This window comes from Microcoleus sp. bin48.metabat.b7b8b9.023 (assembly GCF_013299185.1).
Lineage (GTDB): Bacteria > Cyanobacteriota > Cyanobacteriia > Cyanobacteriales > Microcoleaceae > Microcoleus.
On sequence record NZ_JAAFKG010000023.1, the window covers coordinates 20399 to 39493 of the forward strand.

General features: G+C 45.2%; 15 protein-coding genes. 6 read left to right on the top strand and 9 right to left on the bottom strand.

The window, feature by feature from the left end:
• The first annotated feature begins 433 nt into the window (after positions 1-433).
• From QZW82_RS14935 to QZW82_RS14950, 4 genes are all read left to right on the top strand, one after another.
• Positions 434-784, top strand: coding sequence for a hypothetical protein (locus QZW82_RS14935; protein ID WP_293149386.1), 351 nt, complete (start codon positions 434-436; stop codon positions 782-784).
• A 90-nt stretch (positions 785-874) separates the two neighbouring features.
• Complete coding sequence (locus QZW82_RS14940; protein ID WP_293149388.1) at positions 875-1897, top strand: GntR family transcriptional regulator; 1023 nt, start codon at positions 875-877, stop codon at positions 1895-1897.
• A 19-nt stretch (positions 1898-1916) separates the two neighbouring features.
• Entirely contained in the window at positions 1917-2330 is a 414-nt protein-coding gene (locus tag QZW82_RS14945; RefSeq protein WP_293149390.1) for a hypothetical protein, read from the top strand.
• Between the two features lie 838 nt (positions 2331-3168).
• Positions 3169-3600, top strand: coding sequence for a hypothetical protein (locus tag QZW82_RS14950; protein ID WP_293149392.1), 432 nt, complete (start codon positions 3169-3171; stop codon positions 3598-3600).
• Between the two features lie 15 nt (positions 3601-3615).
• On the opposite strand, the gene QZW82_RS14955 is transcribed toward QZW82_RS14950, so the two are convergent.
• Positions 3616-3762, bottom strand: a complete 147-nt coding sequence (locus QZW82_RS14955) for a hypothetical protein (RefSeq protein WP_293149394.1) — start codon at positions 3760-3762, stop codon at positions 3616-3618.
• A gap of 42 nt (positions 3763-3804) precedes the next feature.
• On the opposite strand from QZW82_RS14955, the gene QZW82_RS14960 reads away from it, so the two are divergent.
• Positions 3805-4098: a sterol desaturase family protein gene (locus QZW82_RS14960; protein WP_293149396.1), complete on the top strand. Its 294-nt coding sequence runs from the start codon at positions 3805-3807 to the stop codon at positions 4096-4098.
• Between the two features lie 151 nt (positions 4099-4249).
• On the opposite strand, the gene QZW82_RS14965 is transcribed toward QZW82_RS14960, so the two are convergent.
• The 5 genes from QZW82_RS14965 to QZW82_RS14985 form a co-directional block, all read right to left on the bottom strand.
• Positions 4250-5350 (bottom strand): linear amide C-N hydrolase, encoded by a 1101-nt coding sequence (locus QZW82_RS14965; protein ID WP_293149398.1) that lies wholly within the window; start codon positions 5348-5350, stop codon positions 4250-4252.
• 236 nt (positions 5351-5586) lie between these two features.
• Positions 5587-5733, bottom strand: coding sequence for a hypothetical protein (locus QZW82_RS14970; protein ID WP_293149400.1), 147 nt, complete (start codon positions 5731-5733; stop codon positions 5587-5589).
• 324 nt (positions 5734-6057) lie between these two features.
• Complete coding sequence (gene egtD / locus QZW82_RS14975; protein WP_293149402.1) at positions 6058-7047, bottom strand: L-histidine N(alpha)-methyltransferase; 990 nt, start codon at positions 7045-7047, stop codon at positions 6058-6060.
• A gap of 234 nt (positions 7048-7281) precedes the next feature.
• Positions 7282-8286, bottom strand: a complete 1005-nt coding sequence (locus QZW82_RS14980) for a mechanosensitive ion channel domain-containing protein (protein WP_293149404.1) — start codon at positions 8284-8286, stop codon at positions 7282-7284.
• A 245-nt stretch (positions 8287-8531) separates the two neighbouring features.
• On the bottom strand, positions 8532-10079 hold the full coding sequence (locus QZW82_RS14985; protein ID WP_293149406.1) for a sulfatase-like hydrolase/transferase: 1548 nt from the start codon (positions 10077-10079) through the stop codon (positions 8532-8534).
• Positions 10080-10996: 917 nt separating this feature from the next.
• On the opposite strand from QZW82_RS14985, the gene QZW82_RS14990 reads away from it, so the two are divergent.
• Positions 10997-13108, top strand: coding sequence for a lipoxygenase family protein (locus QZW82_RS14990; RefSeq protein WP_293149408.1), 2112 nt, complete (start codon positions 10997-10999; stop codon positions 13106-13108).
• A gap of 132 nt (positions 13109-13240) precedes the next feature.
• On the opposite strand, the gene QZW82_RS14995 is transcribed toward QZW82_RS14990, so the two are convergent.
• The 3 genes from QZW82_RS14995 to QZW82_RS15005 form a co-directional block, all read right to left on the bottom strand.
• On the bottom strand, positions 13241-14038 hold the full coding sequence (locus tag QZW82_RS14995) for a DUF5829 family protein (RefSeq protein ID WP_293149410.1): 798 nt from the start codon (positions 14036-14038) through the stop codon (positions 13241-13243).
• 399 nt (positions 14039-14437) lie between these two features.
• A complete protein-coding gene (locus QZW82_RS15000; protein WP_293149412.1) occupies positions 14438-17539 on the bottom strand; it encodes a PatA/PatG family cyanobactin maturation protease in 3102 nt (1033 codons plus the stop codon).
• 518 nt (positions 17540-18057) lie between these two features.
• Entirely contained in the window at positions 18058-18969 is a 912-nt protein-coding gene (locus QZW82_RS15005) for a LynF/TruF/PatF family peptide O-prenyltransferase (protein WP_293149499.1), read from the bottom strand.
• Positions 18970-19095 lie beyond the last annotated feature (126 nt).

The window sequence follows — 19095 nt, forward strand, 5'->3', positions numbered from 1 at the left end:
CCCCCTCCACGATTTTGTAGGTGTTTCAGAGATCGGGCGGGCACTCTTGGCACCGCCCCTACAAGAGAATGAAACAGCCCTGGGCCCTTTAGGGGGCCGGGTTCCCAAAACCAAGCGGGGGAAGGGATTGGAATTATGGGAGAGGTCTACTGTATCGAAAAGCACAAAGATTTGGCGATGAAATCGCTGAAATCCTTACCCTGAGACACATAAGCTATATCAATCACCGGATAGCCAGGAGCGCCCCGTAGTACCAGTCAACCAGTGTTATCTGGGAACTTTCGTGTTTCAGTTGTGGTAGGATGTATTGTAAGTAGGTAAAACTGTCCTTCTACAGTTTTAAAAGTGTGATAAGAAAATTAAATATTGGAGAAACAAACTAAATATTTATTTTTCTTAATAAAAAGTAACCCCGAACCCCAATCACTTTTTGATGTTGCCAATTTCAGACCAGTTAAAAAATCAAGATGCAAACTCTGGAATTTTGTTAGTAAACAGCCAGAGACAAATTTCAGGGCTGACTCCCAGTGTGTTAAAAATCTGGAATGTACCTGAATTTATTATCAGGTCACTATCCGATCGCCTAGCGTTGCAGTTTGTTGCCGAACAATTCGACAATCCCCAAGTTTTTCTCAAGAACATAACAGAAATTTACAAGCAGACTCAGCTAGAATTTCACGATAAAGTTCAACTGAGGGACGGCCGCACAATCGAACGCTATTCTAAACCGTTGTGGACTGATGGGGAATACGCCGGGCGTCTGTGGATATGTAAACTTAATTAATGGATAGAAAAGTAACTACATAAAGCGGAGTGTAAACATAAATTTTAAGAGACAGAGCCCTTTTCGTACTGAATTTTAGAAATTGCTTGAATGTCAAAAAGATTAATTACTAAAATAGTCACAAATATGCCAGCTTACATGAAAGACCCGGTTTTACTCCCTATTGTTGTGGATACTGGAGCGCCACTAACAATTGCGGCTCAAATTACCGAGCAGATTAAGCTATTGATCGTGCGGGGCAATCTCAAGCCGAACCAGCCACTACCACCGGGCGTTCATTTAGCAAAGCATTTAGGAGTCAACCACAATACTGTAGCCTTGGTGTATAACGAACTGATTAATTCTGGATATTTGATAGGTCAACGGGGCAAAGGAACTTTTATCGCCGATTCCCAGTCTGTGAAACAAATAATAGCCCGGAAAAGTTTCTACGACTTGCTCAGTCAAGCTTTTCGCTCTGCATCTCAAAGTGGGCTGAGCGTGTCGGAGTTTTCAGCAGCGGCTTACGCTCAAGCAGTCCTTGTCGATCGCCATCAAATCAACGTAGCATTTGTGAACTTTTTTCCAGATAGTATCGATATTGGCAGCAGCATTCAATCTGCAACCGGGTTAGCTTTAGAATCAATTGATTGGAACACGTTAAAAAATAAGGAAGCACAATCGGTTCAACAGTTGTTGGCGGCAGATTTGGTGGTAACAACTATTAAAAACTTGTGGGATGTAGCGAAGCTGGCAGAACCCAACAAAGAAGTAATCGGAATTGACGTGCAACCGGATATGCAATTGTTAAGCTGTATTTCACCGCTGCCCCGCAATGCCAAGCTGTTATTCGTATGTAAAGAACAAATTAGCAGCGAAGCGATGAAGGAGATAATCGAGTACAACGTGCATCACGTAGACTCAGAAGCAGTTACCCTCGAAACCGTTCAAAATAATAAATGCGACCTGGATCAATTTGATTTGATAGTGTGTTCGAGTCAAGTAGAGAGTCTGTTGAGTAAATACGTCCCCAAAAACTTGAAAGTAATGACCTTTCGTATCGCCGTAGATCCGATAAACTTGTTGGTACTTCAAGCTCGTTTGGCTGCGGTGGAAATGGAAAAATTAATGTAGTCCGAATCTTTCCAAACTTGTGAAACAACTCGAACTTTTTCCCAAATTCAACTCCAACTATCCTCCTCCGGCATCTCAATTGGCGATGAGCGTTGATGCCCTGCATTCTTGGAAACATCGAATTTTCGAGTGCCAGCAATTTGCTAGCACCGAGCAACCGCAGCAGGGAACTTTATTCGAGTTAACTCCTAATTCCTGCGATTATGATAGCATAGACCCCTTCGCCCTTACCAGACAAGCGTTGGATCTGCAAGTTTTTAGACCTGAATCCTTACCTCTGACTTTTCGCTCATCTGACTATATTACCATATTTTTCGGCTCTCACGCTCACTCTTGTTTACCTGAATCCTTACGAAATGAGAATGCAGCAAAGAATATAAACAAAATCGGGATAGGGCATTTCCACGACTATAAACGGACACAGAGAAGATAAGACCACTTGTGGCACATCGGGCGTGAGGTGTCAAGAATCCCCGTGCGTTAACGCTGGGGAGTATGTCAAACTATCAAGATTTTGAGAGTGCAGTGCGCGTGTAGCATTGAAGACTGCAAAACCGCCCAGAAGCGCTAATCCCCTCAGCCGCTTTCGAGATGTTGCACGCGCGAAAAGCAATATATCAGTTGCAGGTAAAATTGAATCCTGTGGGTAGTGCGGGAGTGTTAAAAGCCTTTACCTAACCGATGCTGGCATTCCCGCAAATGAAAGGTATGGGAAACTTGCAGAAATCATATGTAGGGCTTGCAGATGATACCCTCAGCACAATTTTAACTTGACAAACGTAAAATTTATTATTTATACTGCTGTATGAGTATTTTAATACCGCACAAATTGACAAAAACAGTTGCAGCGAACAAACGACCAGTTTTTTGTTTTTTGGGCTTTTATTGACACGCCAAAAAATGTATCGGCTAAAGTTAAATTTCTGCTGAGACCAAATGCGCTAAAAACAAAAGGAAATGCAACCAGCATTTTTGGGGACTCAGTTACAGGCGCAAGCGATACCAACTCTTTGTATTAGTTATAAGTAAAGAAATATCAAGGACGAACTCGATTGAAATCTGTTTCCGAAGTGGTGCATTTTAACCCTTCCAGCAGGTTCTTGAAAGGATGCAGTGTTTTTTTGTGCAGGGGATGGCTGTGCGGCTTGGTTCCGTTTATTGATGGTGCTGGTCGTACAGCAAATAAAATAGAATGAAGCGAATAGGAGAATGAAATACTGAATACAAACATTATCTAGCTCGCTTACCTCGAAAAATACTAAGTTATTCTAATGCTTGAACCCAATTCTCAGTTCCCGAACCCACTCAATAATTGTCCTGAAAAAACTGGGTCTTCAAAGGATAAATTAACAGTAAAAATCTTTAATTTGTTTTTTGAAATAGAGTTTTTCATCAAAGTAGCTGTTGCTTGTACCATAGTCCAGCAGTTAATTTATTGGCTCTCGAACAAATTCCATCTCAACTTTACCGCCGAGGTTTTGCTGTACTGGCTTGTTGGGTCGGTTTCATTCTACAGCATTGGTGTTTTTATAGAAAAAATTATTAAAACTAACGAGACTTGGCGGCAAAGATTCAATGTCAGAATCAAGAAAGTGAAAGAACAACCTTTCCCTGCATTTACTGCTAAAGGAATCCTGGTCGGAGAAATTAAAAGTTTAGCAGCAGCAGCGATTATCCTCTCCCTAGATCCTGAAGTTCATTGAGGAAATAGCTGGCTCTTAAATTTTGAATGGTTCTTGATGAGAATAATTGCTGCGGATTTCTGCTTTTACGTTATTCATTGGCTCTTTCACAAAAAGTTCTTGCAGGAAATACACCTCAAACATCACGAATTCCAGGATTAATCCAGTTTTGTAGCCGGTCATAAAAGCCTGCTTGAATATGCTATCGTCACCATTACAGACGTTTTGCCTGTTTTTGTATTCGGATACGATATTACTCAATTGTGCGCCTGGACTGTTATCGGCAATGCTTACAATTTGGAAGGTCACAGTTCTCTGTCAATATTTTTCATTGACTCGGATTTTCACGATCTCCACCACTCTCGCTTTAAGGGAAACTACGGCATTCAAGGATTTTGGGATCGGGTATTCAATACGCTGAACTATCCCACAAAAAAGCCCGGCATTATGTTTCCTGCGGCTTCTCTGGAAAAGAACTTTCTCAAGCCGTCCTGTAAGAACATTGATGGCGGGAATTAAACCTCGACCCCTGTTGGTATGGCGATCGCCGTACCAAAGCCAAACCCGATCCAGAAGCTTTGGCTCGGCGATCGCTCTCGAAGATGAGGTATCAAAGGTTTAAAACCTTGATGTACCTAAAATCTGGCATACCTTACTTTTTTGAGAAAGGCTATACCTGACCCGGAAGCGTTGACGCTGAAGAAGGGTGAGGCAAGAATTCAAACGGCTCGGTCGGTACAAACTTTTCGGTGAGGTCGCCGCCCAGCTCCCACTTTTCGATTAGTTCCGGTTCTGAGGAACCGTTGACCTCTTCGAGCATATCGATTTTCCGCACTCCCGAACCATCGGCAAGATTTAATTCCTTGAGGTCGATCCAACAGACACTCGCACTGCGGGTGTTTGCATAGTAATAAACGAGGTTCTTGTGGTCGGAAACGGTGTGCCAAAGTGTGGAGGCAAGATTGGGCTTTTCGGGGTCTGCGATCCCGATCGGCACGCTGGCATTGCGAATTATGCTAAAGGTGGTTGCAATAGCTGTGCGTGCATCGTTGATATGACCGCGCGGGACTGCCGATAGGTAAAACGAGCAACGGGCAAATCGATCCGAGGCGTTGTTAGTACCGGGCAGCACGATCATGCCATCCTTATTTTTCCAGTATTCGTTGATTGCCAGTTGTTTGTCGTAGGTCGGAGAATTGGTCATCACGATATAATCTTTACCGTAGTGGATTTGTAGCTTGCCGCCTACGTACTCGAAAATTGCGGAATCGCCAGTTGCGTCGGAAATTGACAGGTGAACTGTACTTTTCTTATTGCTGCCGTCCGGTATGACGGGCGCGTCCACCTCGAACAAATCGTCATGTTTCATAGCTTCAACCGCCTCTTTGACCGTGGCGAAACTATCGAGGAAGTATTGCGCCCATGCCGCAGTTGACATTTTTTTTGTCAATTTTGGTTGCTCTGGCTTTCGTTCGTAGTCCGATTCTACCAGGAACAGCAAATTGGCAACCAAACCCTCAGTGTTGATACCGTCGGTAGTGCAAGCGTCTAAGGCGGAGGTAATTACGCTGCCGTACTTGGATGTCCACGTAAAGGAATGCTCGTATGTTCCCCCCTGGCGCTCCATATTTGCTGGAAATGCCCAAATCTCGCTTTTAAGCGAGTTTGCCCAGTCCATGTTGCGACCGGTCACGACGTTGGGACTAGGCGCGTTCGGGTCATATATTAATGGATTTAATTGTCCATCTACGTATAGAATTCTCGTACACATGATTCAGATATCTCCTTTGGAAGTATTGGGTATTTCGCAGTATTGTTCGCAGCTCAATTGCTGTAACTGCCTAAATTAGTATACACGAAAAACAACTTTTAGAGCAATAGAGGCGAGGAATTAATTAGCTCGAACCAGACAAGAGTGACGCGCTTTAGACAAGCGAAAGTGCGGCTCGTACTAGACCCGAAACCAATCCAAAAATGGGGTTGTTCAAGCTAAAAGAACTCGGTGCCTTAAAGATGGCTATCAGCTACCAGCAAATTCACCTTTTGGGGAAACTTGTATTGGTTGCTTTCTCGCTCCACCAAATACTTTGACAGCAAGTCTTGAAACAAGAATAATACACGCTCTACCTCACGCTCGATAACGCACGCGTTCAAATATACTTTTAATACGCAACGCCGTCCGCAATTGATAGCGCGATTGAATCAACGGATTGGCATAATTTGATAGCTCGCTCCTCATGATTGTAGTATTGCCTGGGAATCTTCTGCCGCCACCGACAACTGGGAATTGTTTGTAGGTGCTGTCGCGTGTGAGTTACCTCAAACCAGGAATCTAAATGCCATTTTTCTGATTGATAGAAAGTTTTGGCTGTCTGGAAATGATGAACTGTGGATTTCACGCGTTCACCTGTTTTATGGATTAATTTGTGTTTTTTCTCTTTGTTGAGAGCCCAACCAAACCGAAGGCTCGGAGGTGATTCATTTGGTGGCTTGACACAGAATCAAACCAAACCATTTTTGGGGGTCTGTAAAGCTTTTTATGGTTTTCAGTCCTTTGGAGTCTAGTTCTTTTTCCACAGTGTCTAAATCAAATTTACGAGAAATTTCCGTAAGGATACTTTCGCCAGTTTTCCAGGTAACATTCAAGCCGAGACTCTCTAAATTAACGACATGACTTGTTTGGCAGTGTAAGTACATTTCAATTTGATTATCTTGTTGATTGTAGATAGCTTGATGGGCGAACAAACCCGTATCAAAATTGCCTTGAAAGCGCCAGTTTAAATGGTCGAGCATATTTAAGTTAAAAGCAGCCGTAACGCCTTGAGAGTCGTTATAAGCTGCTTCTAAGATATGTTGGGGTTTTTGCAAGTCAATGCCGATTAAAAAGTAATCTCCGGGTGTGAGTACATCGGTGATTTGGTTCAAAAAAATATCACATTCGGCCGGGGTGAAATTCCCCATCGAACTGCCCAAGAAGAAAACCATCCGCGATGACCTCGATGTAGGCATTAATTGAGCGAGGGCTTGTTCGTAAGTTCCTATCAATCCTTGAACGTGCAGGGTCGGATATTCCACTTGCAATTGAAGGGCGCTCTCTTTGAGAATGCTGGCGCTCACATCAACAGGCACGTACTTACAGGCATATTTTAGAGCTTGGTAAGCATCTAGCAAAAGGCGAGTTTTCGTAGAACTGCCACTGCCCAATTCTATTAGTTCGCAAGCACCTGTTATCCGCGCGATTTCACCGGCATATTGGCGCAGAATCGAAGCTTCAGTGCGAGTCGGATAATATTCGGGCAATTCACAAATTTGCTCGAATAGCTGAGAACCGCGACTGTCGTAAAAATATTTAGCAGGTAAAGTTTTTTGGTTTTTGCTCAATCCTTGAATGACATCTTCACCATCATTTTTAAGAGCGGAGTGGCAATCTAGAAGAGTTGTTAGAGTTGTTAAAGAAGCGGCTGACATTTGGCTTTCCTCGACTTGCGTGCAATTAATTTAACAGGATATCCCCGCGGCAGTTAGTTGGATGGGCGGGATGTCTTTTTCTCCAAATCTTTACATATTGATATGTTTGAGGTATCCGCTCAATAACTCGGGGTAGACTACTGCTTTTGGAACGATTTTGCGATGTTTGACGCTCATCATTGAGCGATTTACCCCGATTTATTGAGCGGATACTGTTTGAGTTAACAGAAACGTTCAATTGTTCGTTGCTTGGAAGCTTCGTTTGTACTTGTCCGGCTCCGTTTGCAGTTCCACGTGCAGGAAATCTATTCCTTCTTTTTCGAGCAGTTCTAATATAGCGAGATTTAAGTTTTTCTCAGCATTAAAGTAGAAATTATCGTCATTGACGAATGCCATAATTTCAATAACCCGGGCATTTTGGTCGATTTGTTTGAACCGCACCGTACAGGATGGAGACAAACCTTGAATGTACTTCGGCAATTCTTCAAGCTTTTCACAAATCCGAGCCGTTTGCCCCGCCGAAATGCCGTCTATTTTGAGAGTTAAGACTAAGCCCCATTTTAATTCTTTACCCGGATTTTGCGACCAGTTTTCGACAATTCCAGAAATCATTTTAGAATTGGGCATTTTGATGATGGAACCCCATTTGGTTACGTGCAGGGTTGTAGTTCTGAATCCGATATTCAATATTTGCACGAAACCCTCGACCCCGGATATCCCCACCCAGTCACCTTCTCGGTAGAGGTTGTCGGAGTAAATAATCAAGGTGCAGAACCAATCGTAAACAATATCTTTCAGCAGCAAACCAAAAGTGATACCGGCACCGCCCAATAGCCCCACCAATGCAGCAGCAGATTGTCCTAAAAATGCCTCGCTGATCTTGATGATAAAGACAATAATTGCTGCTGATTGAAAAATCTTGGGCATTAAAGGTCTGAGCAATTCATCGAGTTCTGTTTCGGTGTGCAGCACTAAGTTGGCTATAATCTGACCGAAAATAGAAGAGCATCGGTAAATAACATAGGCAACTATGAAAATAACTGTATAGTTGAGCAGGCTACCGATTGTTTGATTTAGTTGAGAACCTAAGTTATCTGCCAGAATTTCTTTACTCAGCCAAAATCCACCTATGAGAATCAGCCAACTTAAAGCAGGCTTGATAATTGTAATCAACTCATCATCAAGTGTTGTTTTAGTTTTGCTAGTAAAACTCTCAATAGTTTTAACAATTACTGCCACAAAAAATCGCCTTAGTGTCTGTGTCAAGGTTAGGACAATGAGCACAATAGCGATTCTAGCAATCGGTATGCCGGAGTAATTGATATTTTTTAACGTATCCCAAACTGCTTCCATAGGTTAATCAACGGGTAATTAAGTTTTTTTAGTTGACTGATGAAATATTTTGAAAATCAGAGAGAGGAGGGAAAAACACCATCCTCTTCCTGGTTGGGTGGAACTCCTTACTTTGCCACTCGCGTTTTAGTCTAGATATCGGTGGGTTTGGTGGCGGGTGCGCCTCGGCTTAACTCTGTCTTCTGGGGAGGCCATTTGAAGGCAGTGGGCATAGTTCCCAGGCGATTCATGGCTTTTTGCAATTGCTGCTCCAAATCCCACTGCTGCTTGTTAATTTCGGGATCGGGATTACCAGCTAGGTTGTTGTCCTCGTAAGGATCTGCTTCTAGGTTATAGAGTTCCCAGTCCCCCTCGGCACCCTCAGCCTTCGCCTCGTCTTTTTCGTTGAAGTAGACCGAGTATTTCCACTTGTCCGTGCGAATCGTCCGAACTATGCTGGGGTACAGAATCCTCTGTTTCGGTTTATCTTCTGGAGGGGGTATAACCGCTGGATTGTCGTCGTATGTGAAGTGGACGGATTCCTGGACAAAGGAGGCTGGATTTTTGAGGATCGGCGACAAATCTTGCCCGTAAAAAATCGTCGGGTTGGTAATCGCAGGAATCGGTCCCTCCGGTTTGTGCCACTCCACACCAAGCAACGAGGCGATGGTCGGTGTCAAATCAACGCTGCTGGCAAGGGATTGGGTAGTCTGCGCTGTAGGCCAGGCTACGGGGTTGGAGAACACGAACGGTATGCGAATGCTCTCTTCGTAGGCGTTAAAGAATTTCTCAACGAGACCGTGGCTCATGGCCATTTCACCGTGGTCGGCGAAGCGGATAATCAGGGTATTGTCGATCAGATTCTGTTTCGCCAGACCGTCAAGGAGTTGCTCGATCTGTTTGTCTACCAAAATCTGGAGGTAGGCGTAGAAGTTGACGTAATCCTGCGGTCTGTGTTTGGGAGGCATCTTAGAGCCAGGCTTGGCGAAAGTCCACCAGCTCGCTGAGGCTTGGGCGCGGGGTTTGTTCTCTTTATCCAGATCCTCATTGTAGTTAGGCGGCAAACCTACAGGCACTTTAGTGAGAGTTGTACTTTCGTATCCCGAGCCGCCCAGCCCTCTGAACGCTGCGAACCCGTCGTGAGGATTTACAAAGGACGCAACCAGGCAAAACGGATCGAGAGCGTTCTCGTCCTGTCGTTCAATGAACTTGAGCATATCGGCGAGGTAACGGCTGTCGTTATCTGCATCGCCGCCGCCTAGGGTATTGTAGTCGCTGATGGTGATGCCTGCGTCCGGGTCGTCCCACTCTGTGAATCCAGCTTCTATGGGGCTAGTATCAATTTCTCCAAGGTGCCATTTGCCCAGCCAAGCGCGCGTTTTGTAGCCAGCCTTCTCTAGGACATGGGCAAGGTTGGGCAGATTCGTGTTCAGAGGCTCCTTCGGCTGTAGCTGACCTGTATCCGTTGTTTTGTGCTTGGCCGGATACTGGCTGGTCAAGAAAGTCGCGCGGCTGGGGGCGCAGGCGGAAGCGGCGGTGAATGCCCGCTCGAAACTCAAACCATTGCTCATCAACTGCTTCAGCGCGGGGAGCCTGTAGGCAAAGTCCCGCGGATAGTGCTGCAAGGCGCGCTGTTGGTCGGTGATGATGATAACGATGTTGGGCTTTTTGTACTTTGCGAAAAGATCCTCGATTGCCATTTTTTGCTATGAAGTAAAGAAGTAAATAGGTTTGGGGGTGCCGTGCAGAAGTGGTAAGAACTGAAGCCAGCTATAAGTTATAGAGGGAAAATATCAGAAATATTTGGCCATCTCAAGCTTTGAGTCCACCCACTTGTCGATCGGGTGGCGCTACACAAGGAAGAAAATCGCCATCGGTTTTTTCCGACTCGCTTTAATTACCCAGGATTGGGGTTAAATCAGCCGTTTTCTGGAAAAATAGTTAGATTTGACTGGTTGTTCGCTTCAAAAGATAGATTACTTGAATTTGCGCCTAAAAAAACTTTTTAGCTAAAAAGTTTTGTTAACTTTTGTTTCCGGCTTGCAGTCATCTTTTTTCTTGTTTATTTGGTGTATTAATTTATACGGCTTCAAGCACAGAACTATGATGAGAACTAGCTTCCAGCCTTTGCTGGCGCTATTGCTCTCTGGCGCCTGCCGTCTTGCAAGCAAGCATCAACCCACAACGCTCGCGATCGACCTTCTTTCACCTGCGGGCTTCCTGATGGTGGTCTGTGAGGAGAATTCTGATGTCGCTCAGCAGGTATGCTATATTAGCTGAGTTCGTTAAACAGTGGATTTTTGGGTTGGGCTTTCAACTTTAATCCCGATCCGACAACTTGCCAGTTCTTGATTGGTAGCAGTCGCAAGCAGCTAAAAATCTGTAGCAATCCTTGCAGGAGTCGTAAATTTTTTCCGGCACCCAACCCTCTCCTTAGCAAAAGGAGGGAGTAAGAAATTCACAAATGATTTAGGATTGCTATATCAACTGATGCAACTAATACAAAATTAAGAGTCAAACTGTTACCAACCAATACTGAAGAATCTAATCTCGATTCACCCAATCTAGTAACTTCTCGATTCACCCAATCTAGTAATATTTGTCTTTGGAGCAAAATATGTCTTTTTCCAGGCAACAAATCATTGAAACGCTATACCGTTTAGTCACTTTTTTAGCGACGGTTCCTTTGGCTCGCAGGTTGATTGTATCTAATAAATACGAATATGACTATACAGTTTTAGCTCCTCTAGCTATGACTGAGGTGCCGCTTAGTCCGATCGGCAACCTGCCTAGACTGCCTAACGCCGATGAACTTCCCAGCCTGAAATGGGTGAGTTTAGTGTTGAGTACGCTAAGTATTTTGAACGAGGCTGAAAAGTCGGCTAATCTTCTCAAAAGCTCGCTGTCAAACGAAGGTGAAATTGATTCGTTAGAGTCGAGCAAAAGTGAAATTGATTCTTTAGAGTCGATAGATCGAGAAATAAGGGCAGCCCAGGGACAAGCAGAGTTAACTAATGCTGTTTTAAAACTAGAATCAGTCTTGGAGCGAAAAGTATCCCCCAAGCTTAAAAGTAGCACTCCCTTGACGGGGGATTTCAGTGAAGCTGAAAATGTATTCGATCGAATCGATATAGAAATACAGACTCAGCTCAACCTAAGCATACAGGAAGAATCTGCAACTTCTTTACAAATTGAGGAAGTTGAGGAAGTTGACAGAGAATTATACAAGCACCTTCAAGGAATTGCTAGATGTTTGGGAGAAGAATTGATCGATCGGCCCGTTGAATTTTCAGAGTTCCTCCTACGCGGTACTGTCAATCCAACTCTCGAAGATTACGAAAAATTACTCAATCCGTTAACAATCAGACCGGCAACTGTAGGAAATTTCCAACAAGATGCAGTTTTTGCTTATATGCAAGTAGCAGGGCCAAACCCTGTCATGCTCAATCAAATCCAAGAACTAGACGAGCGCCTGTTAATTACCAGCGAACAGTACGGAGAGATTCTGCATGAAGATAATCTAGAAGCAGCACTGCAATCCGGGCGACTTTATCTGGCAGATTATTCCAAGCTCGATAGTTTAGTCAATAGCGATATTGGTGGGCTTCCCAAGTATATGTATGCTCCAATCGCATTATTTGCAGTACCGCCCGAACAATATCAAGATCGAAATTTACGACCAATAGCAATTCGCTGCCAGCCAGTTCCGGGGGATAACAATCCTATATTTACGCCCCTAGATGGCGACAACTGGATGACAGCTAAAACCGTCGTGCAAATGGCAGATAGCAATTACCACGAGCTGATATCTCACCTAGCTCAGACTCACTTATTTATTGAGCCTTTTGTTCTGGCAACTAATCGCTGCTTTACCGATAATAGTCATCCTGTAATGGTTTTGTTGAAACCTCACTTGCAAGGTACTATCTTGATTAATTACGGGGCGCATAAGAATTTATTAGCACCAGAAGGGCCTATAGACTTGTTATTGAGTGCCACTATAGGCAGTAACGGCCAGCTAGCCATCAAAGAAGCGATGAGCCACTTAGCTAACTTTAATGAAGTTGCCTTCCCCCGAACTTTAGAAAAACGCGGTGTCAATAATTCTCAGCAATTACCGATTTATCCTTATCGAGATGACGGACAACTAATTTGGGATGCCATTCATCAGTGGGTGGGCGAATACCTGCGCCTGCACTATTCTAGCGATGAGTCCGTAGTTGTCGATCGACAACTGCAAAATTGGGCTGGTGAATTGTTTGCTAAAGGACACTGCTATATTGGCGAAAATGCTGACGGTCGGATTGCAAGCTTAGATTATTTAGTAGAGGCCATCTCTACGGTTATCTTTGCAGCTAGCGCCCAACACGCTGCTGTTAACTTTCCGCAAAGCGGTTTGATGACTTACGCACCAGCATTTCCTTTGGGTTGCTATTCTCCAGCACCTACCAACCCCGCACAGCAGCAAAATTTCATGGGTTCGCTACCGCCACTAGAGCGAGCATTACTCCAAATAGAAGTGCTTTTTCTGCTGGGTTCAGTTTACTATACGAACCTGCTCGATTACCCCGGTTCATCTTTTGTCGAGCCACAATTGAAAAGAGCTTTCGAGAAATTCAAGGTAAACCTGAATGACATCGAAGCAAAAATTCTCGAAGCCGATGCCCAAAGGCTGGTGTCTTATCGATTTTTGCAGCCTTCAAAAATTCCTCTCAGCATCAATATTTAACTCATACACAGCTTGAGGAGTGATGCTATTTGATGCGGTGCAACTGATAAATAGGGTAGCAAGCGGTTGCCAAATTTATCAGTTGCGCTACCAAACAAAGGGGTATCGCTATTTTTTAACTTATTGCTTCAGTTATCCAAACTGCCAAATTGCCAACTCTCCACCCACATTTAACTGTGCATTATCACCGAAAGTGAACTTTCTTTCCTGATGAGCTATCGCCTTCATCGTGCAAACAACCTTGCGAATTCGATAACTTGGAGCAACTGTCTGAGATACTTGTAAAGTAAAACCATGAGAACGATAGGTAGTAATATCTCCTGAGCAAGATGAGTGATAGCCAAAGACTCGAAGTAGTAATGCTAGTTCCTCGTGTTCCGCTAAAGTCAATTCAAGATGAACTTCTGAAATGTCGTCAAATAAAGAAGTTTCGGAGGTAGCAAGGTTTTTTAGATAAGCAGCACGGTCAAAGCAACCAGCACTGGTAAGTTGGATGTTTTTATAATCTAAATAATCCTGATGGAATTCCATCAACCACGCACTGAAGGCTTCTCTTTCTGATTTGAGCGCCAAATAATGAAACCAGGGTACTTTTCCATCTTCGGTTTGACGAATTTGCAAATCAGAAAACGTTTCTTGAGCTACTAAGGATTTTAGCTTTTCATCTACAATATCAATCTGTCCGGCTTGTTTACTATTGAAACCAATACCCGAAAAACCTTCCCTAAACCCTTCAGCACCCCCCGGAGCAAAAAGCTCAAGATAGCTATGTTTCCCTCTGAGATAGGTTCCCGCCCAACTCTCTGTATCAGTTTCTACAGTATCTCTGGATATTGTGCAGAATTCTTGGCTGATGAACTCTGATTTGGCTATTGACTCTAGCGTTTCTGTGTCGAGAGTAATATATAAATGGTTAAATTCTATTCCCATGTTTTTACTTCTTGAGCCTTAGCAATACAAACTGTGGAACAGACAAGATGCCTGTTCATAAAAACTCTTTAGCTTAAGTCGCGCAAAGGTATTAGGATTATTTGTGAACATAGGTGTCAACTTAAGACTGAAACCCTTGATAAATCTAGTTCACAGCCGAGTCTAGATCCCCGTAAATCCCCCTTAAGAAGGGGAGTAGGGGTTGACTTCGATCGGACTCTTGTCCCCCCCTTCTGAAGGGGGGCTAGGGAGGATCTCGCCTTAATAGTCAAACAGCAGTCTCTAACTGGGTTAGACGTTAAGTTGACACCAATGATTCCTAAAATTACGAGTACCTCGAAGGAAGTTCTGGAATTGCCCAGAACCTCACGCCATAAGGACTCTTGTGGCGTGAGTCCCTCACCGCTGCGTTCCACTCCCTTTACCAGGGATTGACCAGCTCCTCACCTCACCCAAAGTGACCGGCATCGGCTGCACCACATCAAGGGTAAAGCGGAAAACCTTGCGCGATCGACTACTGCTTTCTGGGTCGAAAAACTCAAGCTTGACATCCCAACAGTCACTGTTGAGGCGACAGAAGGGGCTTTTTTCGACTGTAATGGTGTCGAGTTGACGACTTTGGACGATCGCCCGAGCAAAGGTCACAGCGGCTTGGAAGATGTTGGTGGCGGCGAAGTTGAGGGCTCGATCGCGCGAAGTCTGCCCCAAATTCCGGAGATCGTTGTAGACTCGGTTGAGGAAGGAGGTCAGAGCTTGTCGGACGAGGGGTTCTTGGGCTTCGTCTAATTGACGAGAGATTCGCACCATCGCCGCGTTCACCAGAGCATTCACTTTCCAGCCGTACATCCCCCGCACGTCATGTACTTTCACCACGGGCACAACCTCACCGGAGAAGAGTTCTACGGTGCGGTTGGTACGTCGGGCGGGGACGCTAATCCGCTCCACAAATTCATCGCTGGTTTCTGCCTCCAGTTGCCCCGCCAGCATCAGCAGGAACATCTCGTATATCTCGGCTGAAAAGGCTCCCGTTGGCTCTAGGACATAGATTGTGTCTCCATCGAGGCTCAATGTCCAGATCAAGGAGTGGGCTTCGTTAGGATTGCGATCGAGGTACTCGACCATCTGGCGAGCATCGTAGGGGTCTGCGGGCACCATGATACCGTTGATTTCGGAGGGAGCCATCAGTTGCTTGAAAGTGTCGCGGCGGCTTTCATCCCCGAAGTCGTAGCCAAGAGTCCCTAGGGCATAAACATTGCCAGAATAGGCGGTGCTAGCTTCCACTGTGGCGGAGTCAGCAGCAGTGACGGATGCTTCCGTGGGTGTAGCAGGAGTGGCGGGTTGCACGGCTGGGCTGGTATCCGTAGCCATAGCGCCGATGATGCTTGCTGGGGCTACCGTAGCGGTAGAAATGGCATAGCCTGCCCGTTCCGTGCGGGTCACTTGGTCGCCTGCAAAGGAAATGGTGACGGAGGGTTGCCCAAACAGCGCCCTCATTGCACCGGGGATATTGACAAAGCCGCGCAAACAGCGTTCCGGGTCTGCGACAACGTTTGGATCGCAGGGAATCGCGGTATTGAGCAGTGCTATTCGGACGGCTTCGGCATCAATGGGTTTGCCCTCTTGCAGTTGCAAACTCATCAGCAGGGCGGCGATTCCGGTCATCACCGGAGCGGCTACGCTCGTACCTTTTTTACGTATGGGTTCGTCTGTACCAGGTTGCGCCCCTAAGATATCACCACCGGGAGCCATTATCCCTTCTTTTGTGTAGTTGCCTCCCCAATTACTGAAGTGGTAAGGTGTACTATCTGCTTTCATCGCTCCTACAGCCAATGCTCCAGGTAATGCAGCAGGTAGACACAGGCACTTCCCCTGCTCATTGCCTGCGGGTGCAACAATCAAGATGTTATTGTCCTGACACTTCTTTACAGCCTGGGTAAGCAGTTCTTCGCCTTCACCGGTTTGAGTAGGACGACACAAAGCGCAGTGAATAATGTTTGCTCCCAAATCCAGTGCCAAGTCAAAGGCGCGGGCTAGGTTAAGTGGCGAGATAAGCTCCTCCATACTGTTGACGGAATTAATCGGTATATTAATCACACGACAGTCAGGAGCAAGACCGGGAGCGGGGGTATGTTCTTGACCGACAATCATGCTTGTAATATGGCAAGCATGGTTATCGCCATGAATACGAATCAGGTTTGATTCAGGGATAGCGGCTTCCATAGCTTTAGCCTTTTCATGCCCGTCAATGTCGCGCGCATCAATCTCTCGATAGGTCGCATAGTCTTCTTGTGGAATTGGCTCTAAAGTCTCTTGCCAGTAGGGAAAGACTTTAGAAACTTTTGCTCCCTCAAAGCACGACAATGTATGGTCAGGGTTGCCGTCTAGAATTACGATCGTGATGCAGGGGTCGCCGAGGGTTTGGTTGCGGAGGTCAGCCAGTCCGGGGAGGCTATCGTCTAGGTCATGGGGATGGAGTGCTACCCCTATTTTTGCTGCTGAACTCTCAACCTCAACGTCATTGGTGAGTTGAGTGGAGGCCGCAAGTACAACCTGTTCAGTTTCAGCATCGAGTTCCCTTTGACCATCTGAACCATCTGTCTCCGTAACTTCTATCGGCCGATCTTCTGAAGCCTCTAACTCAGGATTTTCAGTCGTCGCCTCCTCGGCTTGTACTGGTGTATTACTAGGGAATGCTAAGGTCTCAGTGGTTGGTGTTGAAGCGTCTACATCAACAGATGTAGTTTCAGCTTCATTCCCGGGTATTTCTGTATCAACTAAGTGAGTTGCAGTCAGAGCTTCATCTACTTTATTCAACTGAGTCCCTACTTCCTCAGCTTCCCCAGACGCATCTGTAGCAAACGTTCCCATTGATTCATCTGAGCCAGAGGCTACCAATGAGGACGGCTCATGTCCGGTGGTGAGAAACCCAGTTGCCTGCAGCAGGTTGAGAAATTGATAGGCGGTTTCCGGCCCCATATTGGGTGGTGGCGTGAGTTTGGCTAGGGGCTTGGGTTCTGCGAGTTGAGCCAGAAGGGCGTTCGCTCGCCAGTCCAGAAGTTTTACTTGGAACTGCGAATCAGGTGACTCTAGTACCATCACGCCTGCGAGGGGACGCAGGGAAGCAGAACGGACAAGACCCACGCTGCTGTGTACCCAGTCGGATTCACTGGGGTTGAGCTCTGCGGTTTCCACCAGCGAAATTGCTACTGCCAACGGCAACACAGCGTAATAGAGGCAGCCCTGTTCATCAAGTTTTTGTAGCGTCAGTGCAAACTGTTCCCCGGCTGCCTGACCGTCGAGTTCGGCTAACCCTTGCACCAGCGCCTCCGTGGTGGTGTTGCCTGCCTTGAGGCGATCGAGAGCAATACCGATTCCGGGCGTGGTAGCCAGGGTTAGCAAAGCAGTCGCATCTGATTCTGCTGAGTGCAGGGTGTAGTGGTCTTTAGTGCTTTTGACTTGGATATCGGGGTTGAGGGAAACAGCGAAGGGGTGGTGGCTCATGGTGATGGATAATAGGAAACGATGATTGGGCCTGTGAGTCAATGACAGCAGCGATCGGTGAAATTACCAGCAATAGGATCTTATTCGATGTTAAAAACTGGGAGGGGTAATCTCAGAAGGTGATGATTTTGTTCGGACTATTGAAGCACTATTCGATATATTGACCCAACGAGAGATTCATTATGTATTGGTTGGCAAAGTTGGTTGGCGGGGTAGCTCTACTCAACTATGTGGAGGGTCGCAATATTCAATAGACATCTCCTAAAAATAAATTATGGCTTACCTATCGGGGAAGGGCGAAGCATTTGGGATATCCAGATTTCTGATTTTTCCGTGAAATTGTCGCCCAAATGCTTCGCCCCTACAAAATACTACAGATTAATACAATGTTTTCTCGAGATGTCTAATATATTTTCAGCTCAGCAGCAAGCATTGGAAGAAGAATAGTTTTAAATTTTAACTTGCTGACGACACAAAGAAATGAGTGCATCCAGTGGTAGGGATTTGAATCTTCAGATTCAAGCGAACCCTTCTCTGTTGTAGTAAAGGCGAAAGTTCTCCAGTCTGTTGCTTTCTAGATCTTGCTCGGTGACACCTACACAAATAAGTTTGAGATGCTCTCGACTTTTGCAAAAGTCATAAACTCTGTTTCCCAAGTTGTCGAACAAAAAATACTTCGGAATATCCTGAATATCTGTGAATCCAAAATATATGACTGGCTCTGAATTTGCTTGAGAAAAGCCCACCATCAAAATATCGGAGACATCCATGAGAAAATTTACTCTTGATGAAAAATTTTTCTGTATGTAAGCTTTAATCAATAGTCCACGATCGCCTTGGGATTGAGCTTTCCCTCCCGGAGCAGCGGCATAGAGTTCAACTTCACTCCGACCATCCAAGAAAAAGTCAAACCCAATCAAAGAGACATCTTTCATCAGAGCCTGTATCAACTCGGCTGAATATTGGCTACCATCAAGAGCGAGTGCTGTCCTCACTAGCTCTTCAGGATTTTCACCAACGTTAAAATGGATTTTTAAGCTAGACTTCTCCAATTGTGGACGCAGGTCAATTCCTACACCATTATCAATAATCTTAGGGGAATTAATATGCAATCCCAGAAACCTCTGAAATAAATGCCGATCGATTTTAACACCAACTTGACTCTCTACATCATCTAGGAACTTTAAGGCTGGTGTCAAAAATCCAGGCCATGAGGTAGATCGGTCACAACCCACAGTGAAACGTCCTCCAAACAACTGGTTTCCTTCCACCTTACAAGAAGGCTCAATAAAGCAAAGACTTTCTATTTCAAGGGTTAGCTTTTCCAGAAGAGGAAGAGGAAAGATATTTTCTACATCGAAAGCATCTTGATGAGCACGCATATACTGGATACGCTGTTCTCGCAGACCACTATTTTGAAGCATAGGCATTAAAGTCACAATCTCATTTCCTCACAAAGGTATACTTGCATCTCAAATAATCCATTCAAATATTCAAAGGCAGCGTATTTTTAGTCAAAAAAGAGTTACTCCTAAACGGGTAAAGATAAGTTGTAA